This is a genomic window from Nakamurella flava, from assembly GCF_005298075.1.
Lineage (GTDB): Bacteria > Actinomycetota > Actinomycetes > Mycobacteriales > Nakamurellaceae > Nakamurella > Nakamurella flava.
Genome location: NZ_SZZH01000006.1, coordinates 283,435 through 301,740 on the forward strand (window position 1 = coordinate 283,435; position 18,306 = coordinate 301,740).

Below are 18,306 nucleotides of genomic sequence, written 5' to 3' on the forward strand. Positions count from 1 at the left end.
TGGTCGGCCCGAGATGCCGCGTCACGAGCGGCCACGGCGGCGCGGGAACGATCTTGAACCGGTCGGCTCACTGCGCCGTACGGGTGAACGACAGGCCCCGGTGACTCGTCCGATCCCGGACCGTGAAGGGCGGGCCCGATCGTCGCGGAACGCGGCAAGCGGAGCGCCTGCGATTACCGACCGTGTCCAGCGGGTAAAACCAGCGCACCGGCCGACCCCGTCAGGGACCGTCCGGACCGGCACCCGCCGGCGACCCGCCCCACCCGCACCCGCGGAAGCGGCCGGGTACCCCAGAGAGGACGGACCCGCCACCGCCCGCGGGACGTCCTCGAGTTCATGAGCAGGTGACCCGTCCATGAGTGCGCTCGATCCCCGACCGCTGGTCGGTGACGGCCCCGCCGTCACCCTGACCGAGCGACCCACCGCCCGACCCACGGACCTGCGCGCCACCCTCGACGAGGCCGTGCACCACGCCGTCCGCCGCGACCTGCAACGACTCGTGCAGGTCCTGAGCGACCCCGTCACCACGGTGCGCCGGGCCGCGATCGTCGGACACATCGAGTTCCTCGTCCCCCGGCTGCTCGCCCACCACGCCGGCGAGGACCGCCGCTGGAACCGGCTGTGCGACCGCCGCCCCGACCTGGCCGGGCACGCCGCCGCCGCCCGATCCGGCCACCGCGCCGTCCGCCGCGCCGGTCAGGACGTACTGTCCGCCGCCCGCACCTGGGCCGCCGACGGTGACCGGGACGCCCGCACCACACTGCGACGTCGGGTGTCCGACCTCGCCGCCCTGGCCGCCGAACAGTTCGAGCACGACGAGCGGGACCGCGCCCTGCTGCACGAGCCGACACTCGCGCTCGACCGGCCCCGACGGACCACGACCGGCCCCGGACGGTCCCCGCGCCGCACCGGCCGACGGCCCGCCTCCGTCGCCCACGAGACGTTCTGGCTGGTCGACGAACTCGACCCGGCCCTGGCCGCCCGCATCGTCGGCCGACACTCCCGGACCGCCCGCTGGGCGATGCGCAACCTGTTCAGCGGCGGCTACAACCGCTCCACCCACCTGATGTGGGTCGGCGGCGGCGACGGCCCGGCGATCTGAGCCGGCGCCGTCCGGGCGGGTAGGCGACTCGCTGCGCCATCCGCTCAGCGCCCGAAGCTCGCTCCCGGCTCCGCTCGTCCCTCGCTGCGCCGTCCGCTCAGCCGTACGTGTCGCGGGGGCCGCGTCCCGGCACGTGCCGCTGACCGAACCGCCAGGTCGGACCGGACGGCCCACGCGCGGTCAGCCGCTTCACCGAACGATCGCCCATCTGATCGTTGATCCGCTTGACGATCGGCCCCGCCATCATCCGGATCTGCGTCGCCCACGCCGTCGACTCCGCCTGCACCGTCAGCGCACCGTCCACCAGCGACACCGGCACGCAGTGGTCGGCGACCTCCGGGCCCACGATCTCGGCCCACCGGCCGAACAGCATCGCTTTGGTCAGGTCGGCGCCGGTACCGGCCGTCCGCACCCAGGTGCGCATGGTCGCCGCCAGCGGTTGCGGATCCCGCGCGTCCGGCCCCGGACCCGACCACCGGCGCCGACGCAGACCGGCCGCCCCACCCCGACGGACCATCGGGGTCCGCCCGGCCGCCTGCCGGCGCTGCGCGTTGGCCTCACGGGCGGCGGCCAACGCCGCCCGGGCCAGATCGACCCCCCTTGGCGGGGGCAGCAACCCCGGCGACTCCCCGTCCACCGGGTTCTGGGAGCTGTCCGCCTGATCAGCCATCGTCGTCCCCTCGCTGCTCCACCGGTGCGGCCGGCACCGGCGCCGCCGGATCGGCCGTCTCCCGGACAGGATCGCCGGCCCCACCGACAGTGTCCGTCGGCGCACCAGCCTCCGGACCGGCCGGCACGATCGCCTCGGCCGAGACCGTGATGTGCCGACCGCCCAGCACCGCGGGCACGTCCCCGGGCACCGCCGCGGTGATGAGCACCTGCTCGGCGTCGGCGATCAGCCCGGCCAACCGCTCCCGCCGGGCGACGTCGAGCTCGGCGAACACGTCATCGAGGACGAGCACCGGGTCGATGCCGTCGATCCGGAGCAGTTCGAACGCCGCCAACCGCAGGGCCAGCGCGAACGACCACGACTCCCCGTGGGAGGCATAGCCCTTGGCCGGGCCGGCCCCGAGCTGCAGCTCCAGCTCGTCGCGATGCGGACCGACCAGCGACACCGCCCGTTCCAGCTCGACCGGCCGTCGCCGGCCCAGCTCGGCGAGCATCGCGACCCGGAGCCGTTCGGCCAGCTCCGGATCGACCAGGTCGCGGCCGCCCGGTGCCGTTCCGGCGTCCGGGTCCGGTGCGGTGCCGGACGCGGTGTCGAGCGGGACCGTGCCCCGGTAGACCAGGTCCGCCCGGGTCGCGTCACCGCCGGCCGGGAGCTCGTCGCCGTCCGGGTAGGGCCGGGCGCCCTCGGCCAGGTCGGCGTAGGCGGCAGCAACGTACGGCCGCAGCCGGTCGACCAGACCCAGCCGGCCGGCGATGAGCTCGGCCCCCGCGGTCGCCAGGTGCTCGTCCCACACGTCCAGGGTGGCCAGGCCGTCGGACCGTCCCCCGGCCGAACGAGATCCGCGGGCCGACTTCAGCAGAGCGTTCCGTTGCTTGAGCACCCGCTCGTAGTCGCTGCGCACGCCGGCCATCCGCGGGGACAACATGGTCAGCGTCTCGTCCAGGTACCGCCGCCGCTCACCCGGGTCCCCGCGGACCAGGGCCAGATCCTCCGGGGCGAACAGCACGGTGCGCAGCACCCCGAGGATGTCCCGCGGCCGGGTCAGCGGCGACCGGTTGATGCGGGCCCGGTTGGCCCGGCCGGCGTTGATCTCCACCTCGAGCAGCAGCTCACGTTCCTGGGACACCACCGCGGACCGGACGAGCGCCCGCTCGGTCCCCCGCCGGATCAGCGGGGCGTCGGTGGCCACCCGGTGGGAGCCGAGGGTGGCCAGGTAGCCGAGCGCCTCGACGAGGTTCGTCTTGCCGATGCCGTTACGGCCGACCAGCACGTTGATCCCGGGTTGCAGCGGGACCTCGGCCGTGGCCCAGGAGCGGTAGTCGCCGAGCGACAGGTGACGTACGTACATGCTCCGGGGGCGACGGGCCGGCCGGCCGAACGGCGGGCGTTCAGCTGACCGGGACCGGCGCCGACGATCCTTCCTGACCCATGGCGTGACCGCCGAACTGGTTGCGCAGCGCCGCGACGACCTTCATGGCCGCGGAATCGGTCTGCCGGGAGGCGAACCGGGCGAACAACGCGGCGGTGATGACGGGCAGCGGAACGGCGTTCTCGATGGCCGCCTCGATGGTCCACCGACCCTCGCCCGAGTCCTGCGCGTACGGCCGGACCTGGGCCAACCCCGGGTCGGCCTTGGTGGCCAGAATCAGCAGGTCCAGCAGCCAGGAGCGGATGACGGTGCCCTCGGCCCAGGAGGCCATGACCGCATCCGGGTCGGCCACCAGATCGACGGCCTTCATGAGCTCGTAGCCCTCGCCGTAGGCCTGCATGATCCCGTACTCGATGCCGTTGTGGACCATCTTGGTGAAGTGGCCGGCGCCGACCGCACCGGCGTGCACGAAACCGCCCTCGCCCGCCGGCTTGAGCGAGTCGAAGATGGGTTGGGCGACCGCGACGGTGTCGGCGTCGCCGCCCACCATCAGGGCGTAGCCCTCGGTCAGGCCCCACACCCCGCCGGAGACGCCGACGTCCAGGTAGCGGATGCCCTTGCCGGACAACTCCGCGGCGTGGGCCTGGTCGTCGGTGTACCGGGAGTTGCCACCGTCGATGATGATGTCGCCGGCCTCCAGCACCTCACCGAGGGAGGCGACCGTGGCGCGGGTCGGCTCACCGGACGGCACCATCACCCACACCACGCGCGGCGCCGAGAGTGCACCGGCCAGTGCTTCCAGCGAGTCGACGTTCCGGTCGCTGGCCGGATTGCGGTCGTACCCGACGACCTCGTGACCGTCGCGGCGCAGCCGCTCGGCCATGTTGCCGCCCATCTTGCCCAAACCGATCAGGCCCAGCTGCATGTCTGTTCCTCTCCCCCGGGGGGCCGCTGTCGCGACTCCGTCGTGGTGATTGTGGGACAACGAGGCGGCCGGTGAGCCGGTCGGGGGTCGCAACCCACCGACCGGGGACCGCCCCGGGGACTGCTGCGCGTGCGGTGGTGCCCGGGTGCCGAGCGGATCCTGCGCCCCGCCCGCCCCCGGCCGGGATCAGCCGGGCAGACGAGCGGGCATCACCAGGTAGCGGTAATCCGGTGCCGGGGCCTCCTGCTCGGCCGCGGCGGATCCGTCGGCGTCCGCCGCGCCGCCGTTGTCGGCCGGGACGGGCAGCATCAGCGCCGGTCGCGACGGAGTGGTGAAGGCCAGGCGGACGGTCGGGGCGTGCACCACCCCCAGTCCGTCCAGCAGGTAGGCGGGGTTGAAGGCGATGAGCAGCTCCGCGCCGTCGGCCTCGACGGGCAGGGTCTCCTCGGCGCGGCCCTCGTCGTCGCCGCCGGCGGTCAGGGTGAGCGACCCGTCGGAGACCTGCATCCGCAGGTGGTGGCCACGGTCGGTGACCAGGGCGACGCGCTTGATGGAATCGCCCAGCGCGGCCACCGGGACGTCGACCGTGGTGGTGTGGCTGGTCGGCAGCAACGAGCGGTACTTGACGAACTCGACGTCCAGCAGCCGGACGGTGGTCCGCCGGGACCCGGCCTTCAGGCCGAGCAGCCCGTCCCCGAGGGCGACGGTCACCTCGCTGGCGCCGCCGAGGGTCTTGGCCGCGTCGGCCAGGGTCCGGGCGGGGACCAGCACCGCGGTCGAGACGTCGGCCTGTTCGGGTTTCCAGTCGAGTTCACGCACGGCCAGCCGGAACCGGTCGGTGGCGGCCAGGGTCAGGCGGTCGCCCTCGATCTCGACCCGGACACCGGTGAGCATCGGCAGGGTGTCGTCGCGGCCGGCGGCGATGGCGGTCTGGGCCACGGCCTCGGCGAACGCCGAGGCATCGACCGTTCCGGAGGTCTCCGGGAGATCGGGCAGCGGAGGGTAGTCCTCGACCGGCATCGTCGGCAGGGTGAACCGGGCCGAGCCGCCCACGATGCTGACCCGGGCCCCGTCGACGGCCACGTCGACGGGCTTGGACGGCAGGGCACGGGTGATCTCGGCCAGCAGGCGGCCGGAGACCAGGACCCGCTCGGCGACGGGATCGTCGTCGGAGCTGTCCGGGTCGTCGAGCCCGCTGAGGCTGTCGACCGACACCGAGGCCCGGGTCGAGACCTCGTAGTCGAACCCGGAGACGGTCAGCGTGGACCCGACGACATCCAGCAGGATGCCGCCGAGCACCGGCACCGGCGGCCGGCTCGGGAGCGACTTGGCGACCCAGGCCACGGCATCGGCCAGGTCGTCGCGTGCGACACGGAACTTCATCGACGGTCCTCCAGGGACAAATGCGCCAAAACGGGCAGCGGGACACCGCCCGACGCAGGTTCATCGTCGGCTCGGGGCGTCCCACGGTACGGCCTTCCCGGCCTGTGATTCCAGCAGGGGTGAGTCGCTGCGTCCTTGGTGCCCTCGTTCAGGGAGCGAGCCCGATCCGGTGCGTAGCGAGTTGTCCCCAGAGTGACCACGGAGGGGATCTCTTCGGAAACTCTTTCAGTAACAGCAGTCGGGGGTGTGCACAGTGGGGACAAGCCATCGTCCGGGCAGATCGGGCCGCGTGTCGGCGCCGTGGACAACTCCGGGACCGGTCCGGGACAGCCGGGGCCGATTGTGAATGCCATCGGACGGCCCGGTGGTTGTCCCCGTCCATCCCCAGTTGTCCCCAGGGTTGTCCACACGTTGTGCATGGGTTGACTGTGGGTAGGTCGCGGCCGGGCCCGAATGACACGTTCGGGCGGATGGGGGGCCGAACGACGGGGCTGCCGGTGTATCGGCGTGCGCTGACCGGGCGTTGGGCTCGTGATCGCGTCCCTGCATTGGGCAAGACAGGTGAATTTCTGGCCGGGATCCTCGGTCGGTACACGGATCCGTGAAATTCGGCGGCTCCATCGGGGGTGACGCGTCAGTTGGAGCGCTCTAACCGGGAGCAAACCGACACGAGCCGCGGTGGAACCCCGGAGACAGGGGTGCAGATGGGGACCCTGGGGGGGACCGGAGATGCGGTCGCTGGACTCGCGCGCCCTGGCGAGATGACGGGAATGTCCGGTTCAATGGTGCGACGTGGTCAGCCGAGTCGCGGGCCGGGCGCCTCTGATGGCTGTCTCCGGTCGGGGGATCAGGCCTACGGACGACCCCAGGGCGCTGCAGCGCGCCGCCGAGCACGGTCAGGGAGGGTGTGGATAGCCCGGCGAACCGGGTCGTCGGAGTGCGCCTGGGAGCCGACGCCGGGCGTCAGGGGCCGGAACGGGCCTGTGGTCAACGGGCCAGAGCTGAGGTCAGCCGGCGACAGCGGGCGGAACCAGCGAGACGGATCGAGTGACGGGACGAACCTGGCGTCCGGCGAACATGGTCCGACGTCAGCGGCGGGCGCGGTCGCGCACGCGGGCGCTGAGCTCCTGCACGTGGTCATAGGTCTGCCGCCGCTCGGCCATCTCGGCCCGGATCTTCTTCGCGGCGTGCATGACGGTGGTGTGGTCGCGGCCGCCGAACGTCTGCCCGATCTTGGGCAGGGTCAGGTCGGTCATCTCCCGGCACAGATACATCGCGATCTGCCGCGCGGAGGCGATCTGCTTGGTCTTCACCGGACCGCAGAGGTCCTCCATGGTCACCGCGAAATACTCGGCGGTGACGGCCATGATCGTGGCCGCGTCGACGTCGTTGCCGACCGGGTCCTGGATGAGGTCCCGCAGGACGATCTGGGCCAGGGCGAGATCGACGGGCTGCTTGTTGAGGGACGCGAACGCGGTCACCCGGATCAGCGCACCCTCGAGTTCGCGGATGTTGCGCTCGACCCGGCTGGCGATGAACTCCAGGACGTCGTCCGGGGCGTTCATCCGGTCCAGCGCCGCCTTCTTGCGCAGGATCGCGATCCGGGTCTCCAGCTCGGGCGGCTGGATGTCGGTGATCAGACCCCACTCGAAGCGGGTCCGCATGCGGTCTTCCAGGGTCTCCAGGCGCTTGGGCGGCCGGTCCGAGGAGATGACGATCTGCTTGTTGGCGTTGTACAGGGTGTTGAAGGTGTGGAAGAACTCCTCCTGAGTACCTTCCTTGCCCTCCAAGAACTGGATGTCGTCGACCAGCAGGACGTCGACGTCGCGGTACCGCCGCTGGAAGGCGACCTTGCGGTCGTCCCGCAGCGAGTTGATGAAGTCGTTGGTGAACTCTTCGCTGGAGACGTACCGCACCCGCATGCCCGGGAACAGCCGCTGCGCGTAGTGCCCGATCCCGTGCAGCAGGTGGGTCTTGCCCAGACCGGAGTCACCCCAGATGAAGAGCGGGTTGTACGCGACCGCGGGAGCCTCGGCGACGGCCACGGCCGCCGCGTGGGCGAACCGGTTGGAGGAGCCGATGACGAACGTCTCGAACGTGTACTTCTCGTTCAGCCGGGTCTGTGACGGGTGGGTCGACGCGGGGTGCGATCGTCCGCTGTAGGACGGCCACGCGGGGGGGACCGGGCCGGTCGGCTCGAACTCCTCCTCTTCCAGCTCCTCCAGGTCGGCGCCGCTGGCATCGGTCGCTCCGTATCCGGCGCCGGGGGCCGAGCGCGCGGCCAACGGCAGCTGGTCCGATTGACCGTTGCGCTGGGGTCCGCCGTAGCCATCGACGGACGCCCCGCCGTCGTATCGGCGTTCGCCCGGACCGCGACGGTGCTGCAACGGGAACGGGGCGTTGCCGTACCGGGTGCCGGGACCACCGTTCATCGGTCCCGGACCGGGATCGGTGTCGGCCGCGACGGGGGGCAGCGGGTCGTCGGTGACGGTGACGGCGAGGGTGATCGTCTGGTCGAGGTGCCCGGACAGCGCGGTGGCGATCGGTTCGCGCAGGTGGCGCTCGATCTCCTCCTTGACGAAGTCGGAGGGCGCCGCCAGCAGGGCGGTCGAGCCGAGCATGCCGATCGGTCGCGTTACCGACAGCCAGGCGCGTTGCCGGGAGGTCAGGCGGGGCGCGAGCTCGGCGACCATCGGGGTCCAGACAACCGTCAGGCGATCGTCGTTGGCCAGGTCCGACACCCGATGATCCTCCCTCGTCGTCGGCCCGGAATGAGCCGTCCACACAGTTGTCCACAGGTGTGGACGAAGGGAAGACGGTACGGCGCCGGACGCACGGGTGTCGTGGCCGGGTCGAACGCCGGGGTGCTCAGCTGCGGTTGATGCTCGTACAGGCACGCGACCGTCGGACCGATCGATGAAAGGAAGGCGAGTTCGTCGTCCCCCCTGGGACTCGCCGGTCCGTGTCGTGGTGCGCCCCGGGACGCTAACAACTCGACCCGCAGTCCCACAAGACGGCATGGGCCGCAACGATCATGGTCAGCGTGTTGCGCCACGAATGTGCGATTCGTCCGCCCCGGATGCCGGGGCTCGCTCACCGTCGGTGGTCGTTGTCGGGGCCGGCGACTGCTCCGTCGGGGCATCGCGTGGGGGGCTCGCCGCTCGCCCGGGTGGTGGGGCGGATGCGTGACCGGACGGGCTCGTGGGCCCGCTTCACCCCGTTCGCGAGTGCGACGGGACCGTGCAGGACCCGGCGACGATCGGACGGATCGGTCCTTCCCTGGGCAGATCGGGTTTGACCGTCCGGCTGCCGGGTCCGTACCCTGGGAAACGTCGGTCTGTCCGGCCGCTTTGTGCTGTCCGTGTGCCGATGCCAGTACGCGAGTCTTTCGGGTCTCGCGACAGCCGGTCCCTCCGCGGGCCGGTGTCGAGGCGCCCTGTGGACGGTGCCGACCGGGCGGTCGTGCTGACAGCCCGGACAGTAGTGACCAGCAGTGACGACAGTGGAGAGATTTCCGTGAGCAAGCGCACCTTCCAGCCGAACAACCGTCGCCGGGCCAAGACCCACGGCTTCCGCCTGCGCATGCGGACCCGCGCCGGCCGCGCCATCCTGGCCGCCCGTCGGCGCAAGGGTCGCGCCGAGCTGTCGGCCTGATCCGTCCTTGGTGATGCTGCCGGCCGACAGCCGCCTGCACACGCCGGCCGAGTTCTCGGCCGTCGTCAGGGGTGGCGTGCGGGTCGGCGGGCGTCGTCTGGTCGTCCATCTGCGACGTGACCCGGCCGGTGCCGGTGCGACTTCCCGCGCCCGCGCCGGTTTCGTGGTTTCCAGCAAGGTCGGCAACGCCGTTGTCCGGCATCGGCTGACCCGCCAGCTGCGACCCCTGTTGCGGGAGCGACTGGGCGGGCTGCCCGCCGGTACCGATGTCGTGGTCCGCGTCCTGCCGGATGCGGTCGGCGCGGCCAGCCACGACCTCGCGGTCGATCTGGACGATGCTCTGGCCCGCGGCGGACGCCGGTGGGATCGACGGGTGTCCGGATGAGTGCCCCGGACGCGGCGACCGCGACTCGGCGGACGTCACCGGCGGCCTGGCTGTTGATCGCTCCGATCCGCTTCTACCAGCGGTTCATCACGCCGTACACCCCGGCGACCTGCCGGTACTACCCGACGTGCAGCGCCTACGCGGTGACCGCCTTGCGACGCCGGGGCGCGGTGGTCGGGTCGGTGCTGACGGGGTGGCGCCTGCTGCGCTGCAACCCGTGGAGCGACGGGGGCATCGATCACGTCCCGGTCCACGGCTGGCCCCGGCGCGGCGGCGAACCCCGCCCCGACGCCGGCCCCACCACTGACGCTGCACCGCACGGTGCCCAGCCCGGTCGTTCGTCCGTGACGGACGACGCCGGATCAGGGCATCCTGTTGACTACAAGTCGGATTCGACAGAGCTGACCCGGACGGCGACGGCCGGCAGTCAGACCACCGGGAGACCTGCCGCGTGAGCTTCAACTTTTTCTCGCTGGACTACATCTACTACCCGGTCTCCGGGATCATGTGGGTCTGGCACAAGGTCTTCGGTTCGTTCCTGGGCGCCGACAGTGCGATCACCTGGGTGCTGTCGGTCGTCTTCCTGATCTTCACGCTGCGCGCGATCCTCTTCAAGCCGTTCATGAAGCAGATGGACTCGCAGCTGAAGATGCAGGCCGTGCAGCCCAAGATGAAGGCGCTGCGCGAGAAGTACAAGGACGACCGGCAGCGGTTGACCGAAGAGATGATGAAGCTGAACAAGGAGGCCGGGGTCAACCCGCTGGCCTCCTGTCTGCCAATGCTCATCCAGGCGCCGGTCTTCATCGGTCTGTTCCACGTGCTGCGCATGTTCCAGCCGGTCAACGACGGTCCCGAGGGCCCGGCGAAGTGGTTCTACCGGATGAACGTCTACTTCTTCGGTCAGGCCGACGTCGAGTCGATGGGCAACGCCAAGCTGCCCGGCGGCGCCCCGCTGGTCGGCTACATGACGATGCCGCTGGACCAGCTGAACTTCATGGACGGCGTCCGTGAGGCGATCATCGTCTGGGGCATCCCGCTGACCATCCTCGCGGGCATTGCCACCCACCTGACGTCCCGCCGGTCGGTCGCCCGCCAGCGCGAGATGAACATCAACAACGACAATCCGCAGACCGCGATCATGAACAAGCTGATGCTCTACTTGTTCCCGTTGTTCGTGGTCGTCGGTGGTCCGTTCTTCCCGCTCGCCATCCTCTTCTACTGGCTGGCCAACAACTCCTGGACCTTCGGTCAGCTGTGGGTGGCCCACCGTCTGCAGGACAAAAAGAAGGCGATGGCCGCGACGGTCGTCGAGGAGAACAAGCAGGCCAGTCGCTTCACCACCCCGAAGCCCGGGGCGAAGCCCAAGTCGACGCCGTCGGACCGGCCGGTCATCACGCAGTCCCCGGTCGACGGCGGGTCGACCAACGGAGTGAGCAAGGACCCCACCCCAAGCGCGAACGGTCAGGCCGGCGGCCCGGGCACCAACGGCTCGACCAATGGGTCCGCCGGGACGAACGGGGCCGCCAGTCGGCCCGCGGCCGGTGCGCGGCCGCCGGCCCGACCGAACCGCAAGAAGAAGCGCGGCTCACGCTGATCGGCGCCCGGCGCCGCCGCCCTGGTGAGGGGCGAGGTCGGCATCGGCCGCCCAGACCTGAAGTACGTCGACGACGAGGGACAACACATGAGCGAGGACACGATCGTGCCGGCCCAGGACGTGGCCGACGGCGCGGCCGCCGAGACGCCGGAGACGGCGCCGTCGGCTGGCGGTTCCAAGCACGACCACTTGGTCGCCGAGGGCGACGCGGCGGGCGACTACCTGGAGCGGTTGCTCGACATCCTCGATTTCGACGGGGACATCGACCTAGACGTCGAGGGCGAACGCGCGGTCGTGTCGATCATCGGCGAGGGCGACATCGAGCGGCTGGTCGGTGACCGGGGCGAGGTGCTGGACGCCCTGCAGGAGCTGACCCGGCTCGCCGCGATGGCCGAGACGGGCCACCGTTCCCGGCTGATGCTGGACATCGCCGGCTACCGCGCCCGCCGCCGCACCGAGCTGCGCGAGCTCGGCCAGGCGACGGCCGAAAAGGTGCTGGAGTCCGGCGAGGCCGTCCGGCTGACCCCGATGAACCCGTTCGAACGCAAGATCGTGCACGACGCGGTCGGTGCGGTGGACGGCGTCGAGTCGTCGAGCGAGGGCGAGGAGCCTCGCCGGCGCGTCGTCGTCAGCCCGGTCTCCTGACCACCCCGGCCGTGACGCGACGATGACCGACGGATCGACCGGTGTCGAACCGGAACCGGCGGTCGCCGGGGACCTGTTCGGCACCGGGTTGGCCGGCGCTCGGCAGTACGTCGAGCTGCTGGCCACGGCGGGCGTCGAACGAGGACTGATCGGCCCCCGGGAGACCGACCGGCTGTGGTCCCGGCACGTCGTCAACTCGGCGGCCGTCACCGAGGTGTTCCCGGCCGACGTCCGGGTCGTCGACATCGGTACCGGGGCCGGGCTGCCCGGCATCCCCCTGGCGTTGGCCCGACCGGACCTCCGGGTCGATCTGGTCGAGACGCTCGAGCGTCGGGTCGTGTTCCTCCGCGAAGCCGTCGAGGCGTTGGGGCTGACGGGGCGGTGCCGGGTGGTGCACGGCCGCGCCGAGTCGGTCATCGACGAATGCGGCGAGGCGGACGTGGTCACCTCGCGGGCCGTCGCTCCCTTGCACCGGCTGGCCGGCTGGTCCGCGCCGCTGTTGCGCGCCGGTGGGCTGCTGCTGGCGATGAAGGGACAGTCGGCCGCCGACGAGATCGTCCGCGACGCGGCGGCGCTGGACCGGGCCGGTCTGGTCGGTGCCGAGGTGGTGACCACGGGCGGCCGCTGGACCGATCCGGCTGTGACGATCGTGCGAGCGACCCGATCGGCCGGAGGCCCGCCGCGTCCGCGGAGCCGCACCCGTCCGTCGCGACGGAGTACCGGCCGAGGGTGAATCGGCGCCGGGGCGCGCCGAGGGGTCGGCCGCCGTCGCGTACGGTCGCCCTCATGTACGTGGGTATCGACAGCTTCGTCTCACAGGTGACCGACCCGTCGACCGGACATGTGGTCGGTCCGGCCGAGCGGATGGCCCATCTGCTCGAGGAGATCGCCCTCGCCGACCGGGTGGGCCTGTATTCGTTCGGCATCGGTGAGCACCACCGGGCCGAGTACTACGACTCGGCTCCGCCGGTCATTCTCGGGGCCGCGGCCGCATTGACGTCCCGGATCCGTCTGGGCAGTGCGGTGGCTGTGCTGTCGGCCAACGACCCGGTCCGGGTGTTCCAGCAGTTCGCCACCCTCGATCTCATCGCCGGGGGACGCATCGACCTCGTCGTGGGGCGCGGTTCGTTCACCGAGGCGTTCCCGCTGTTCGGTCTGGACCTGGCCGACTACAACGAGCTGTTCGAGGAGAAGCTGGATCTGCTGCTGAAGATCCGGGACTCGACGAAGGTCACCTGGTCCGGACGTCACCGGCCGGCCCTCACCGGGCAGGGCGTCTATCCGCGACCGGTGCAGGATCCGTTGCCGATCTGGGTCGGCGTCGGCGGGACCCCGGAATCGTTCATCCGGGCAGGCCTGCTCGGTCTGCCACTGATGGTCGCGATCATCGGCGGGGAGCCGCGGCGATTCGCGCCGCTCGTCGACCTGTACCGGCGGGCCGGCGCTCAGGCCGGCCATGCCCCGGAGGTCCTCAAGGTCGGGCTGCACGTGTTCGGGTACGTGGGCGACAGCCGCCAGCAAGCCTCCGACGTCATCTATCCCGGATGGCATCAGATGTTCACCAGCGTCTCCCGGGAGCGGGGTTTCCCGCCGCCGAACCGCGCCCAGTTCGACGCGACGAGCGGGCCGGATGGCGCGTTCTTCCTCGGTTCCCCGGACGAGATCACCGCCAAGCTCGGCCGCGTCGCGGACCAGTTGGGCGGGGTCGACCGCGTCTCCATCCAGATGACCAACCCCCGCCTCGCCCACGCGGATCTCCTGCACGGCATCGAACTGCTGGGCGAGGTGGCGCCGCGGGTGGCCGCGGTCTGACGCCGGTCGTCGAGCGCGCTGCCAGACGCAGGATGCCCATGTCCGTACGTGATGTCCTAGATATGTCACGTGACGAATGGCAGGGATGAGCCCGCGCTGTGCGGACGCGCCGTTGTTGACCACTGGTCGCTGAGCTTCGGTCGGGCCTGATCGAGTGGCCGCCGGGCGTGGGTGTCCCGGGGTCCGTCGGGCAGCGCTCTGGGTGACGACGGATGCGTTTGTTCCGGGTCTCGGTTGTGCGATGAGCGGAAACGCGGTCTTCTGGTCGGCGTGGGGTGAGGTCTCGGTCCTCCTGACGAATCCGACAGACGCGCTCCCTCCGACGGTCGAGCCGCCGCCCGCAGACCTCCTGCGGAACGCCTGGGTCAGCGGGGCTGTCGGACCCGGGCTCTGAGTGGGGCTGTCGGGACCGTCCAACACGTTGGGGGTCGTCCGGGTTCTCCCGAACCGGGTTGCCCGTCCGGGGCGGAGCCAGCGACGAGGCGTGCGGCGATGCAGTCGGCGACGAGGGACATGCAGACACTGGCAGCCGATCAGCCCGGGCGGCGCTGAGGCGCGGCGCGTCAAGGTGCTGGCCGCTCCTCTGGTCTCGTGGACAGCCGCTTGTGAGTACCGCCGGGCAGGGTACGAGGCAGCCCGGGCGATGGGAGGGCCGTGCGTCGACAGCGGGACGTTTCACGTGAAACTAGGCGCGTCCGCTGACCCGGCCACACCGGGCCCCGGGACGCGTCAGGCACTGATGCAGAAGGCGTGGCGAAGACAGCAGCGTCGTTCAACATGAGAGCCCGGTCTCGCGTTGTGGTCCCCGCGCGGATGCCCCTGGCCAGGCATCGGTTCGCCGTCCCTCGGTCCGGCCTGTCGGCGCAACAAGACCGTCAATGCCCGAGACGGCCGATTCCGAACTGTCGGGGCCTGCTGGCCGGCGCCTCGCGCGCGTGTCCTTCGGTCGGTCATTGCTGGTCGCTGGCATCGTGGGCGAACGAGAAGGTCCGAGGATTTCCAGGGCTCGGCTATTTGAGTTGAGCTGATGTGCTTCTGCGGTGAAGGGTGTTGCGGCGCCGTGATCGTGGAGCGTCGGGCGCCGAAGAGCTGGGGGCACTGCGGCTGCCGAACTCAGCGGGGCGGGACGAACCCCGGTATGGCCCGTCCTCCGCACCGGGCTGGTCGGGATGACGACGGTCCGGCATCAGGGGCGAAACGCCCCTGCCGGTTCGCTCAGAGATGTCGCCGCCTCGCACCCGCTGTTTCACGTGAAACAGCGCAGCGAGCAACCTGACAGTGGCGGCGCATTCGCTGAAGGCCCGGCCGGGGTCCGGCTGTGTCGGTCAGCGGGGCATCTTCCGACATGACCGAGCCCGCTCTGATGATCGACATCAACGGCCCGAGCAGTGCTCCCAAAACAGACAATAGGGATGCGGCAATTTCGCATGCAGGAACACCAGCTCAATACGTCACGGTGACAATGCGGCGCAGCGCGTGATGTGGTTCCGACGCTGGCATGATTCACGCGGCCCGTCCACCGTGCAGATTTTGCTCGAAGTCGCCTCTCGGGCCGAACAGAAGGCAAACCAAGATGCACACGATGAGGCTCCGGAACGACGCCGGTCGCGTTTCACGTGAAACTGGCCCCGTTTCCCAGCCCCCTCCCGTCTGACTACAGGCAATGCGCGGCGGAGGTAGAGGACCACGGCCGGACGAAACCCCGCATCTGCAAAGTGGCCCCACACCCGTCGAGGTCCACACGTCCTGACCACTACGTCCGGACAGCGGCAATTCCTGAACGTAGCGCCCGTTTCACGTGCAACCCGGGGTTGTAATCAGCTTGATCGGTCAATGCCGGCCAGGCGCGCGTCCCCCAACTCGGTCCGAAACGAAAAGCACGGGGAACAGGGCTGCCGGTTGGCCGGACAGACCGCCCGATCGTTGGCCAGTGCTTTGCGGGCGCGCTCCTGGTGCCCGCTCCGCCGGCACGTTGCTTTCCATGACTGCGGGCCTTTGAGGTGGGCATTACGTTCCTTGCCATAGATGGTGATGCCCCCACCAGGAGATCGACGACGCCGGACGGAGCCGGCCCCAGGATCCGGACCTCGCAAGTCAGGATCTACAGCCGGTGTTTCACGTGGAACACCCCATGGCCGTTCATCCTCGAGTGCATCTCCGCTCGAGGGAGGCGGACCGCGGTGGCCACCGCCGGCGCTACAGGAACGCCCGGCACGCTGGTTCACTGGCCCACGCGAAGCCATGCCCCGTTTCACGTGAAACCTGGGCCAGTCCCGGGCGTTCCGTCAATCCACGTAGAACCGGCGAGCCTTTTGGTCGATCCCGGGCACGGCGTGTGCGCTGGCGATGCCGAGTGCAGTCCATTGATGAGGCACGCTGCAGATCGAGGGACACCCGGCAAGCTGGGTCAGCCGTCCACGGGAGACCAGGCCCCGTTACACGTGAAACGCTGAACGGCCCGCCCCAAGCCCCGTCTACCTCGAACAACACAGCGGCGTGCGGACCCATCACCTGGCAAGGCCTCAGGGCGTACGGGCAACAAGCACCCACCGGCCCCGCACGCCGAAGCACCGTGTTCCACGTGAAACAGCCCGGATGCCGGCGGGTCGACCGCGCTGAGGCCGATCAACGACCGGTGGACGGGCGAATTCGACGCCTGACTGGTGCGGATCCACCGAGATCAGACTCCCGCCCGGCGCGGCTCCCCGTGACCCGATCGTATGAACCGTAGCGTTGGCCACGCGCTGTCCACGCCCCACCGGACGGCCGTCGGAGAGGAGAGTGCGTGAGTATCGATGTCGACGACCCCCGTCTGTTGGGTCTGGCCCGGCCCCGTCATTCGGCCGATGACGACCTGGATGAGGGCGGCGAGGTGCCGCTGGAACTGCAGAACGGCGATCTGAAGATGCCGCGCCCCCGGCGTCGGCGCATCTTCGCGGTGGCCAATCAGAAGGGCGGCGTCGGCAAGACGACGACCACGGTAAACATCGCCGTCGCCCTGGCGCTGGCCGGCCTGAACGTCCTGGTCATCGATCTGGACCCGCAGGGCAACGCCTCCACGGCGCTGGGCGCGGAACGGAAGACCGGGACCCCGTCGGTCTACGACGTTCTGCTCGGCGAGATCAGCCCCGCGGAAGCGATCCAGACCTGCCCCGATGCGCCCCGGCTCGGTTGCATCCCGGCCACGATCGACCTGGCCGGCGCGGAGATCGAGCTGGTGTCGATGGTGGCGCGCGAGCATCGACTCCGGAAGGCCGTGCAGTCGATCGACCGCTACTACGACTACATCTTCATCGACTGCCCGCCCTCGCTCGGACTGCTCACGGTGAACGCGATGGTCGCGACCGACGAGGTGCTGATCCCGATCCAGTGCGAGTACTACGCGCTGGAAGGACTGGGCCAGCTGCTGCGCAACATCGAGCTGGTCAAGGCGCACCTGAACCCGGACCTCAACGTGTCCACCATCTTGCTGACGATGTACGACCGCCGGACCAAACTGGCCGATCAGGTGGCCAACGAGGTCCGTAACCACTTCGCCGGCAAGGTCTTGACCACCATCATCCCGCGCTCGGTGAAGGTGTCCGAAGCGCCCGGTTACGGCCAGTCTGTCCTGACCTATGACCCGGGTTCACGGGGCGCGATGAGCTACCTGGACGCCGCCCGCGAGGTGGCCGAGCGAGGAACGAGGGAGACCCCGTGAGCAAGTCCCGCGGTGGGCTGGGCCGTGGCCTGGCCGCGCTGATCCCCAGCGGACCGGAGACCACCACCCTGCGCGACACGTTCTTCGAGAGCTCGTCGTCCCCCTCCGAGCGCGAGCCCCGTCCGCCGGCGACCGCCCGTGCCACGGGAAGTCGCCCCCGCCCGAAGCTGGCCGAAGCGTTCGATCCCACGACCCCGACGACCGCGTCGTTGCCGTCGTCTGATGGCCCCCAGTTCCGGGAGCTGCCCGTCGGATCGATCCGGCCCAATCCACACAACCCGCGGGACGTGTTCGACGAGGAGGCCCTCGACGAACTCGCGCACTCCCTGAAGGAGTTCGGCGTCCTGCAGCCCATCGTCGTCCGGCAGATCGGCCGCGACCAGTACGAACTGGTCATGGGTGAGCGTCGGTGGCGGGCTTCGCAGCGCGCCGGGCTGACGACCATCCCGGCGATCGTGCGGCGCACCGAGGATGCCGACATGCTGCGCGACGCGCTGCTGGAGAACATCCACCGGGCCAACCTGAACCCCCTCGAAGAAGCGGCCGCCTATCAGCAGCTGCTCGAGGAGTTCGACGTGACCCAGGAGGAGCTGGCGTCCCGCCTAGGCCGGAGCCGCCCGGTCATCTCCAACACCATCCGGCTGCTGCGGCTGCCGGTCGCGGTGCAACGGCGGGTCGCCGCCGGGGTGCTGTCGGCCGGGCACGCTCGGGCACTGCTGGGCCTCAGCGCTGCGGAGGATCAGGAGCAGCTGGCCGCGCGCATCGTCGCCGAGGGCCTGTCGGTACGGGGCACCGAGGAGGCCGTGACCCTGCTGAACGGCCGGGCACAACCGCGACGACGTCCGGCGCCCAAGGCCCGGTCGGTGGAGGGGCTCGACCAGATCGCCGGCTCACTGTCCGACCGGTTCGACACCCGGGTACGTCTGGAGATGGGCCGCTCCAAGGGCCGCATCATCGTGGAGTTCGCCACGCCGGACGACCTGCACCGGATCATGGGCGTGATGGCACCGGAGTCGCTGGCCACTCTGCGCAGCGGCGACTGACGCGTCCGCGCGCCCATGCCTGAC

Annotated in this window: 15 protein-coding genes; 10 read left to right on the forward strand and 5 right to left on the reverse strand. The window is 70.5% G+C overall.

Translation table 11 applies throughout. The features are described 5' to 3' along the window. Nucleotides 1-355: 355 nt before the first annotated feature. Nucleotides 356-1,102, forward strand: coding sequence for a hemerythrin domain-containing protein (locus FDO65_RS19310; RefSeq protein ID WP_137451360.1), 747 nt, complete (start codon nt 356-358; stop codon nt 1,100-1,102). Nucleotides 1,103-1,199: 97 nt separating this feature from the next. Here FDO65_RS19310 and FDO65_RS19315 read toward each other — a convergent pair whose 3' ends face one another. The 5 genes from FDO65_RS19315 to dnaA form a co-directional block, all read right to left on the reverse strand. Beyond that, on the reverse strand, nt 1,200-1,772 hold the full coding sequence (locus FDO65_RS19315; RefSeq protein ID WP_137451361.1) for a DciA family protein: 573 nt from the start codon (nt 1,770-1,772) through the stop codon (nt 1,200-1,202). Beyond that, nucleotides 1,765-3,120 (reverse strand): DNA replication/repair protein RecF, encoded by a 1,356-nt coding sequence (locus tag FDO65_RS19320; RefSeq protein WP_137451362.1) that lies wholly within the window; start codon nt 3,118-3,120, stop codon nt 1,765-1,767. The genes FDO65_RS19315 and FDO65_RS19320 overlap by 8 nt, the downstream gene beginning before the upstream one ends. 40 nt (nt 3,121-3,160) lie before the next feature. After that, nucleotides 3,161-4,066 carry a phosphogluconate dehydrogenase (NAD(+)-dependent, decarboxylating) gene (gnd, locus tag FDO65_RS19325; protein ID WP_137451363.1) on the reverse strand — a complete coding sequence of 302 codons (906 nt, stop codon included), beginning with the start codon at nt 4,064-4,066 and terminating at the stop codon, nt 3,161-3,163. A gap of 186 nt (nt 4,067-4,252) precedes the next feature. Further along, on the reverse strand, nt 4,253-5,449 hold the full coding sequence (dnaN, locus tag FDO65_RS19330; protein ID WP_137451364.1) for a DNA polymerase III subunit beta: 1,197 nt from the start codon (nt 5,447-5,449) through the stop codon (nt 4,253-4,255). A 1,088-nt stretch (nt 5,450-6,537) separates the two neighbouring features. Beyond that, nucleotides 6,538-8,190, reverse strand: a complete 1,653-nt coding sequence (dnaA, locus tag FDO65_RS19335) for a chromosomal replication initiator protein DnaA (RefSeq protein ID WP_240757724.1) — start codon at nt 8,188-8,190, stop codon at nt 6,538-6,540. 775 nt (nt 8,191-8,965) lie between these two features. Between dnaA and rpmH the strand changes: the two genes are divergently transcribed. From rpmH to FDO65_RS19380, 9 genes are all read left to right on the forward strand, one after another. Then, a complete protein-coding gene (gene rpmH / locus FDO65_RS19340; protein WP_010849920.1) occupies nt 8,966-9,103 on the forward strand; it encodes a 50S ribosomal protein L34 in 138 nt (45 codons plus the stop codon). Between the two features lie 13 nt (nt 9,104-9,116). Beyond that, on the forward strand, nt 9,117-9,488 hold the full coding sequence (gene rnpA / locus FDO65_RS19345; protein WP_137451545.1) for a ribonuclease P protein component: 372 nt from the start codon (nt 9,117-9,119) through the stop codon (nt 9,486-9,488). Then, a complete protein-coding gene (yidD, locus tag FDO65_RS19350; protein WP_137451366.1) occupies nt 9,485-9,943 on the forward strand; it encodes a membrane protein insertion efficiency factor YidD in 459 nt (152 codons plus the stop codon). Before rnpA ends, yidD begins: the two co-directional genes overlap by 4 nt. Continuing rightward, a complete protein-coding gene (gene yidC, locus FDO65_RS19355; RefSeq protein ID WP_205850176.1) occupies nt 9,940-11,082 on the forward strand; it encodes a membrane protein insertase YidC in 1,143 nt (380 codons plus the stop codon). The genes yidD and yidC overlap by 4 nt, the downstream gene beginning before the upstream one ends. Before the next feature lie 87 nt (nt 11,083-11,169). Continuing rightward, the gene (locus FDO65_RS19360) at nt 11,170-11,727 is read left to right on the forward strand and encodes a Jag family protein (RefSeq protein ID WP_137451367.1); all 558 of its coding nucleotides are present in this window, start codon (nt 11,170-11,172) and stop codon (nt 11,725-11,727) included. Nucleotides 11,728-11,749: 22 nt separating this feature from the next. Next, nucleotides 11,750-12,460 carry a 16S rRNA (guanine(527)-N(7))-methyltransferase RsmG gene (rsmG, locus tag FDO65_RS19365; RefSeq protein ID WP_137451368.1) on the forward strand — a complete coding sequence of 237 codons (711 nt, stop codon included), beginning with the start codon at nt 11,750-11,752 and terminating at the stop codon, nt 12,458-12,460. 53 nt (nt 12,461-12,513) lie between these two features. Next, complete coding sequence (locus tag FDO65_RS19370; protein ID WP_137451369.1) at nt 12,514-13,539, forward strand: LLM class flavin-dependent oxidoreductase; 1,026 nt, start codon at nt 12,514-12,516, stop codon at nt 13,537-13,539. A 2,872-nt stretch (nt 13,540-16,411) separates the two neighbouring features. Then, nucleotides 16,412-17,239, forward strand: coding sequence for a ParA family protein (locus tag FDO65_RS19375; RefSeq protein WP_420847558.1), 828 nt, complete (start codon nt 16,412-16,414; stop codon nt 17,237-17,239). Next, nucleotides 17,236-18,282, forward strand: coding sequence for a ParB/RepB/Spo0J family partition protein (locus tag FDO65_RS19380; RefSeq protein ID WP_137451370.1), 1,047 nt, complete (start codon nt 17,236-17,238; stop codon nt 18,280-18,282). Before FDO65_RS19375 ends, FDO65_RS19380 begins: the two co-directional genes overlap by 4 nt. Nucleotides 18,283-18,306 lie beyond the last annotated feature (24 nt).

Excerpts from the sequence above, each read along its gene's own strand:
- FDO65_RS19310 (WP_137451360.1), top strand. The coding sequence starts at position 356 with ATGAGTGCGCTCGATCCCCGACCGCTGGTCGGTGACGGCCCCGCCGTC.
- FDO65_RS19315 (WP_137451361.1), bottom strand. The coding sequence starts at position 1,772 with ATGGCTGATCAGGCGGACAGCTCCCAGAACCCGGTGGACGGGGAGTCG.
- FDO65_RS19320 (WP_137451362.1), bottom strand. The coding sequence starts at position 3,120 with ATGTACGTACGTCACCTGTCGCTCGGCGACTACCGCTCCTGGGCCACG.
- gnd (WP_137451363.1), bottom strand. The coding sequence starts at position 4,066 with ATGCAGCTGGGCCTGATCGGTTTGGGCAAGATGGGCGGCAACATGGCC.
- dnaN (WP_137451364.1), bottom strand. The coding sequence starts at position 5,449 with ATGAAGTTCCGTGTCGCACGCGACGACCTGGCCGATGCCGTGGCCTGG.
- rnpA (WP_137451545.1), top strand. The coding sequence starts at position 9,117 with ATGCTGCCGGCCGACAGCCGCCTGCACACGCCGGCCGAGTTCTCGGCC.
- yidD (WP_137451366.1), top strand. The coding sequence starts at position 9,485 with ATGAGTGCCCCGGACGCGGCGACCGCGACTCGGCGGACGTCACCGGCG.
- FDO65_RS19360 (WP_137451367.1), top strand. The coding sequence starts at position 11,170 with ATGAGCGAGGACACGATCGTGCCGGCCCAGGACGTGGCCGACGGCGCG.
- rsmG (WP_137451368.1), top strand. The coding sequence starts at position 11,750 with ATGACCGACGGATCGACCGGTGTCGAACCGGAACCGGCGGTCGCCGGG.
- FDO65_RS19370 (WP_137451369.1), top strand. The coding sequence starts at position 12,514 with ATGTACGTGGGTATCGACAGCTTCGTCTCACAGGTGACCGACCCGTCG.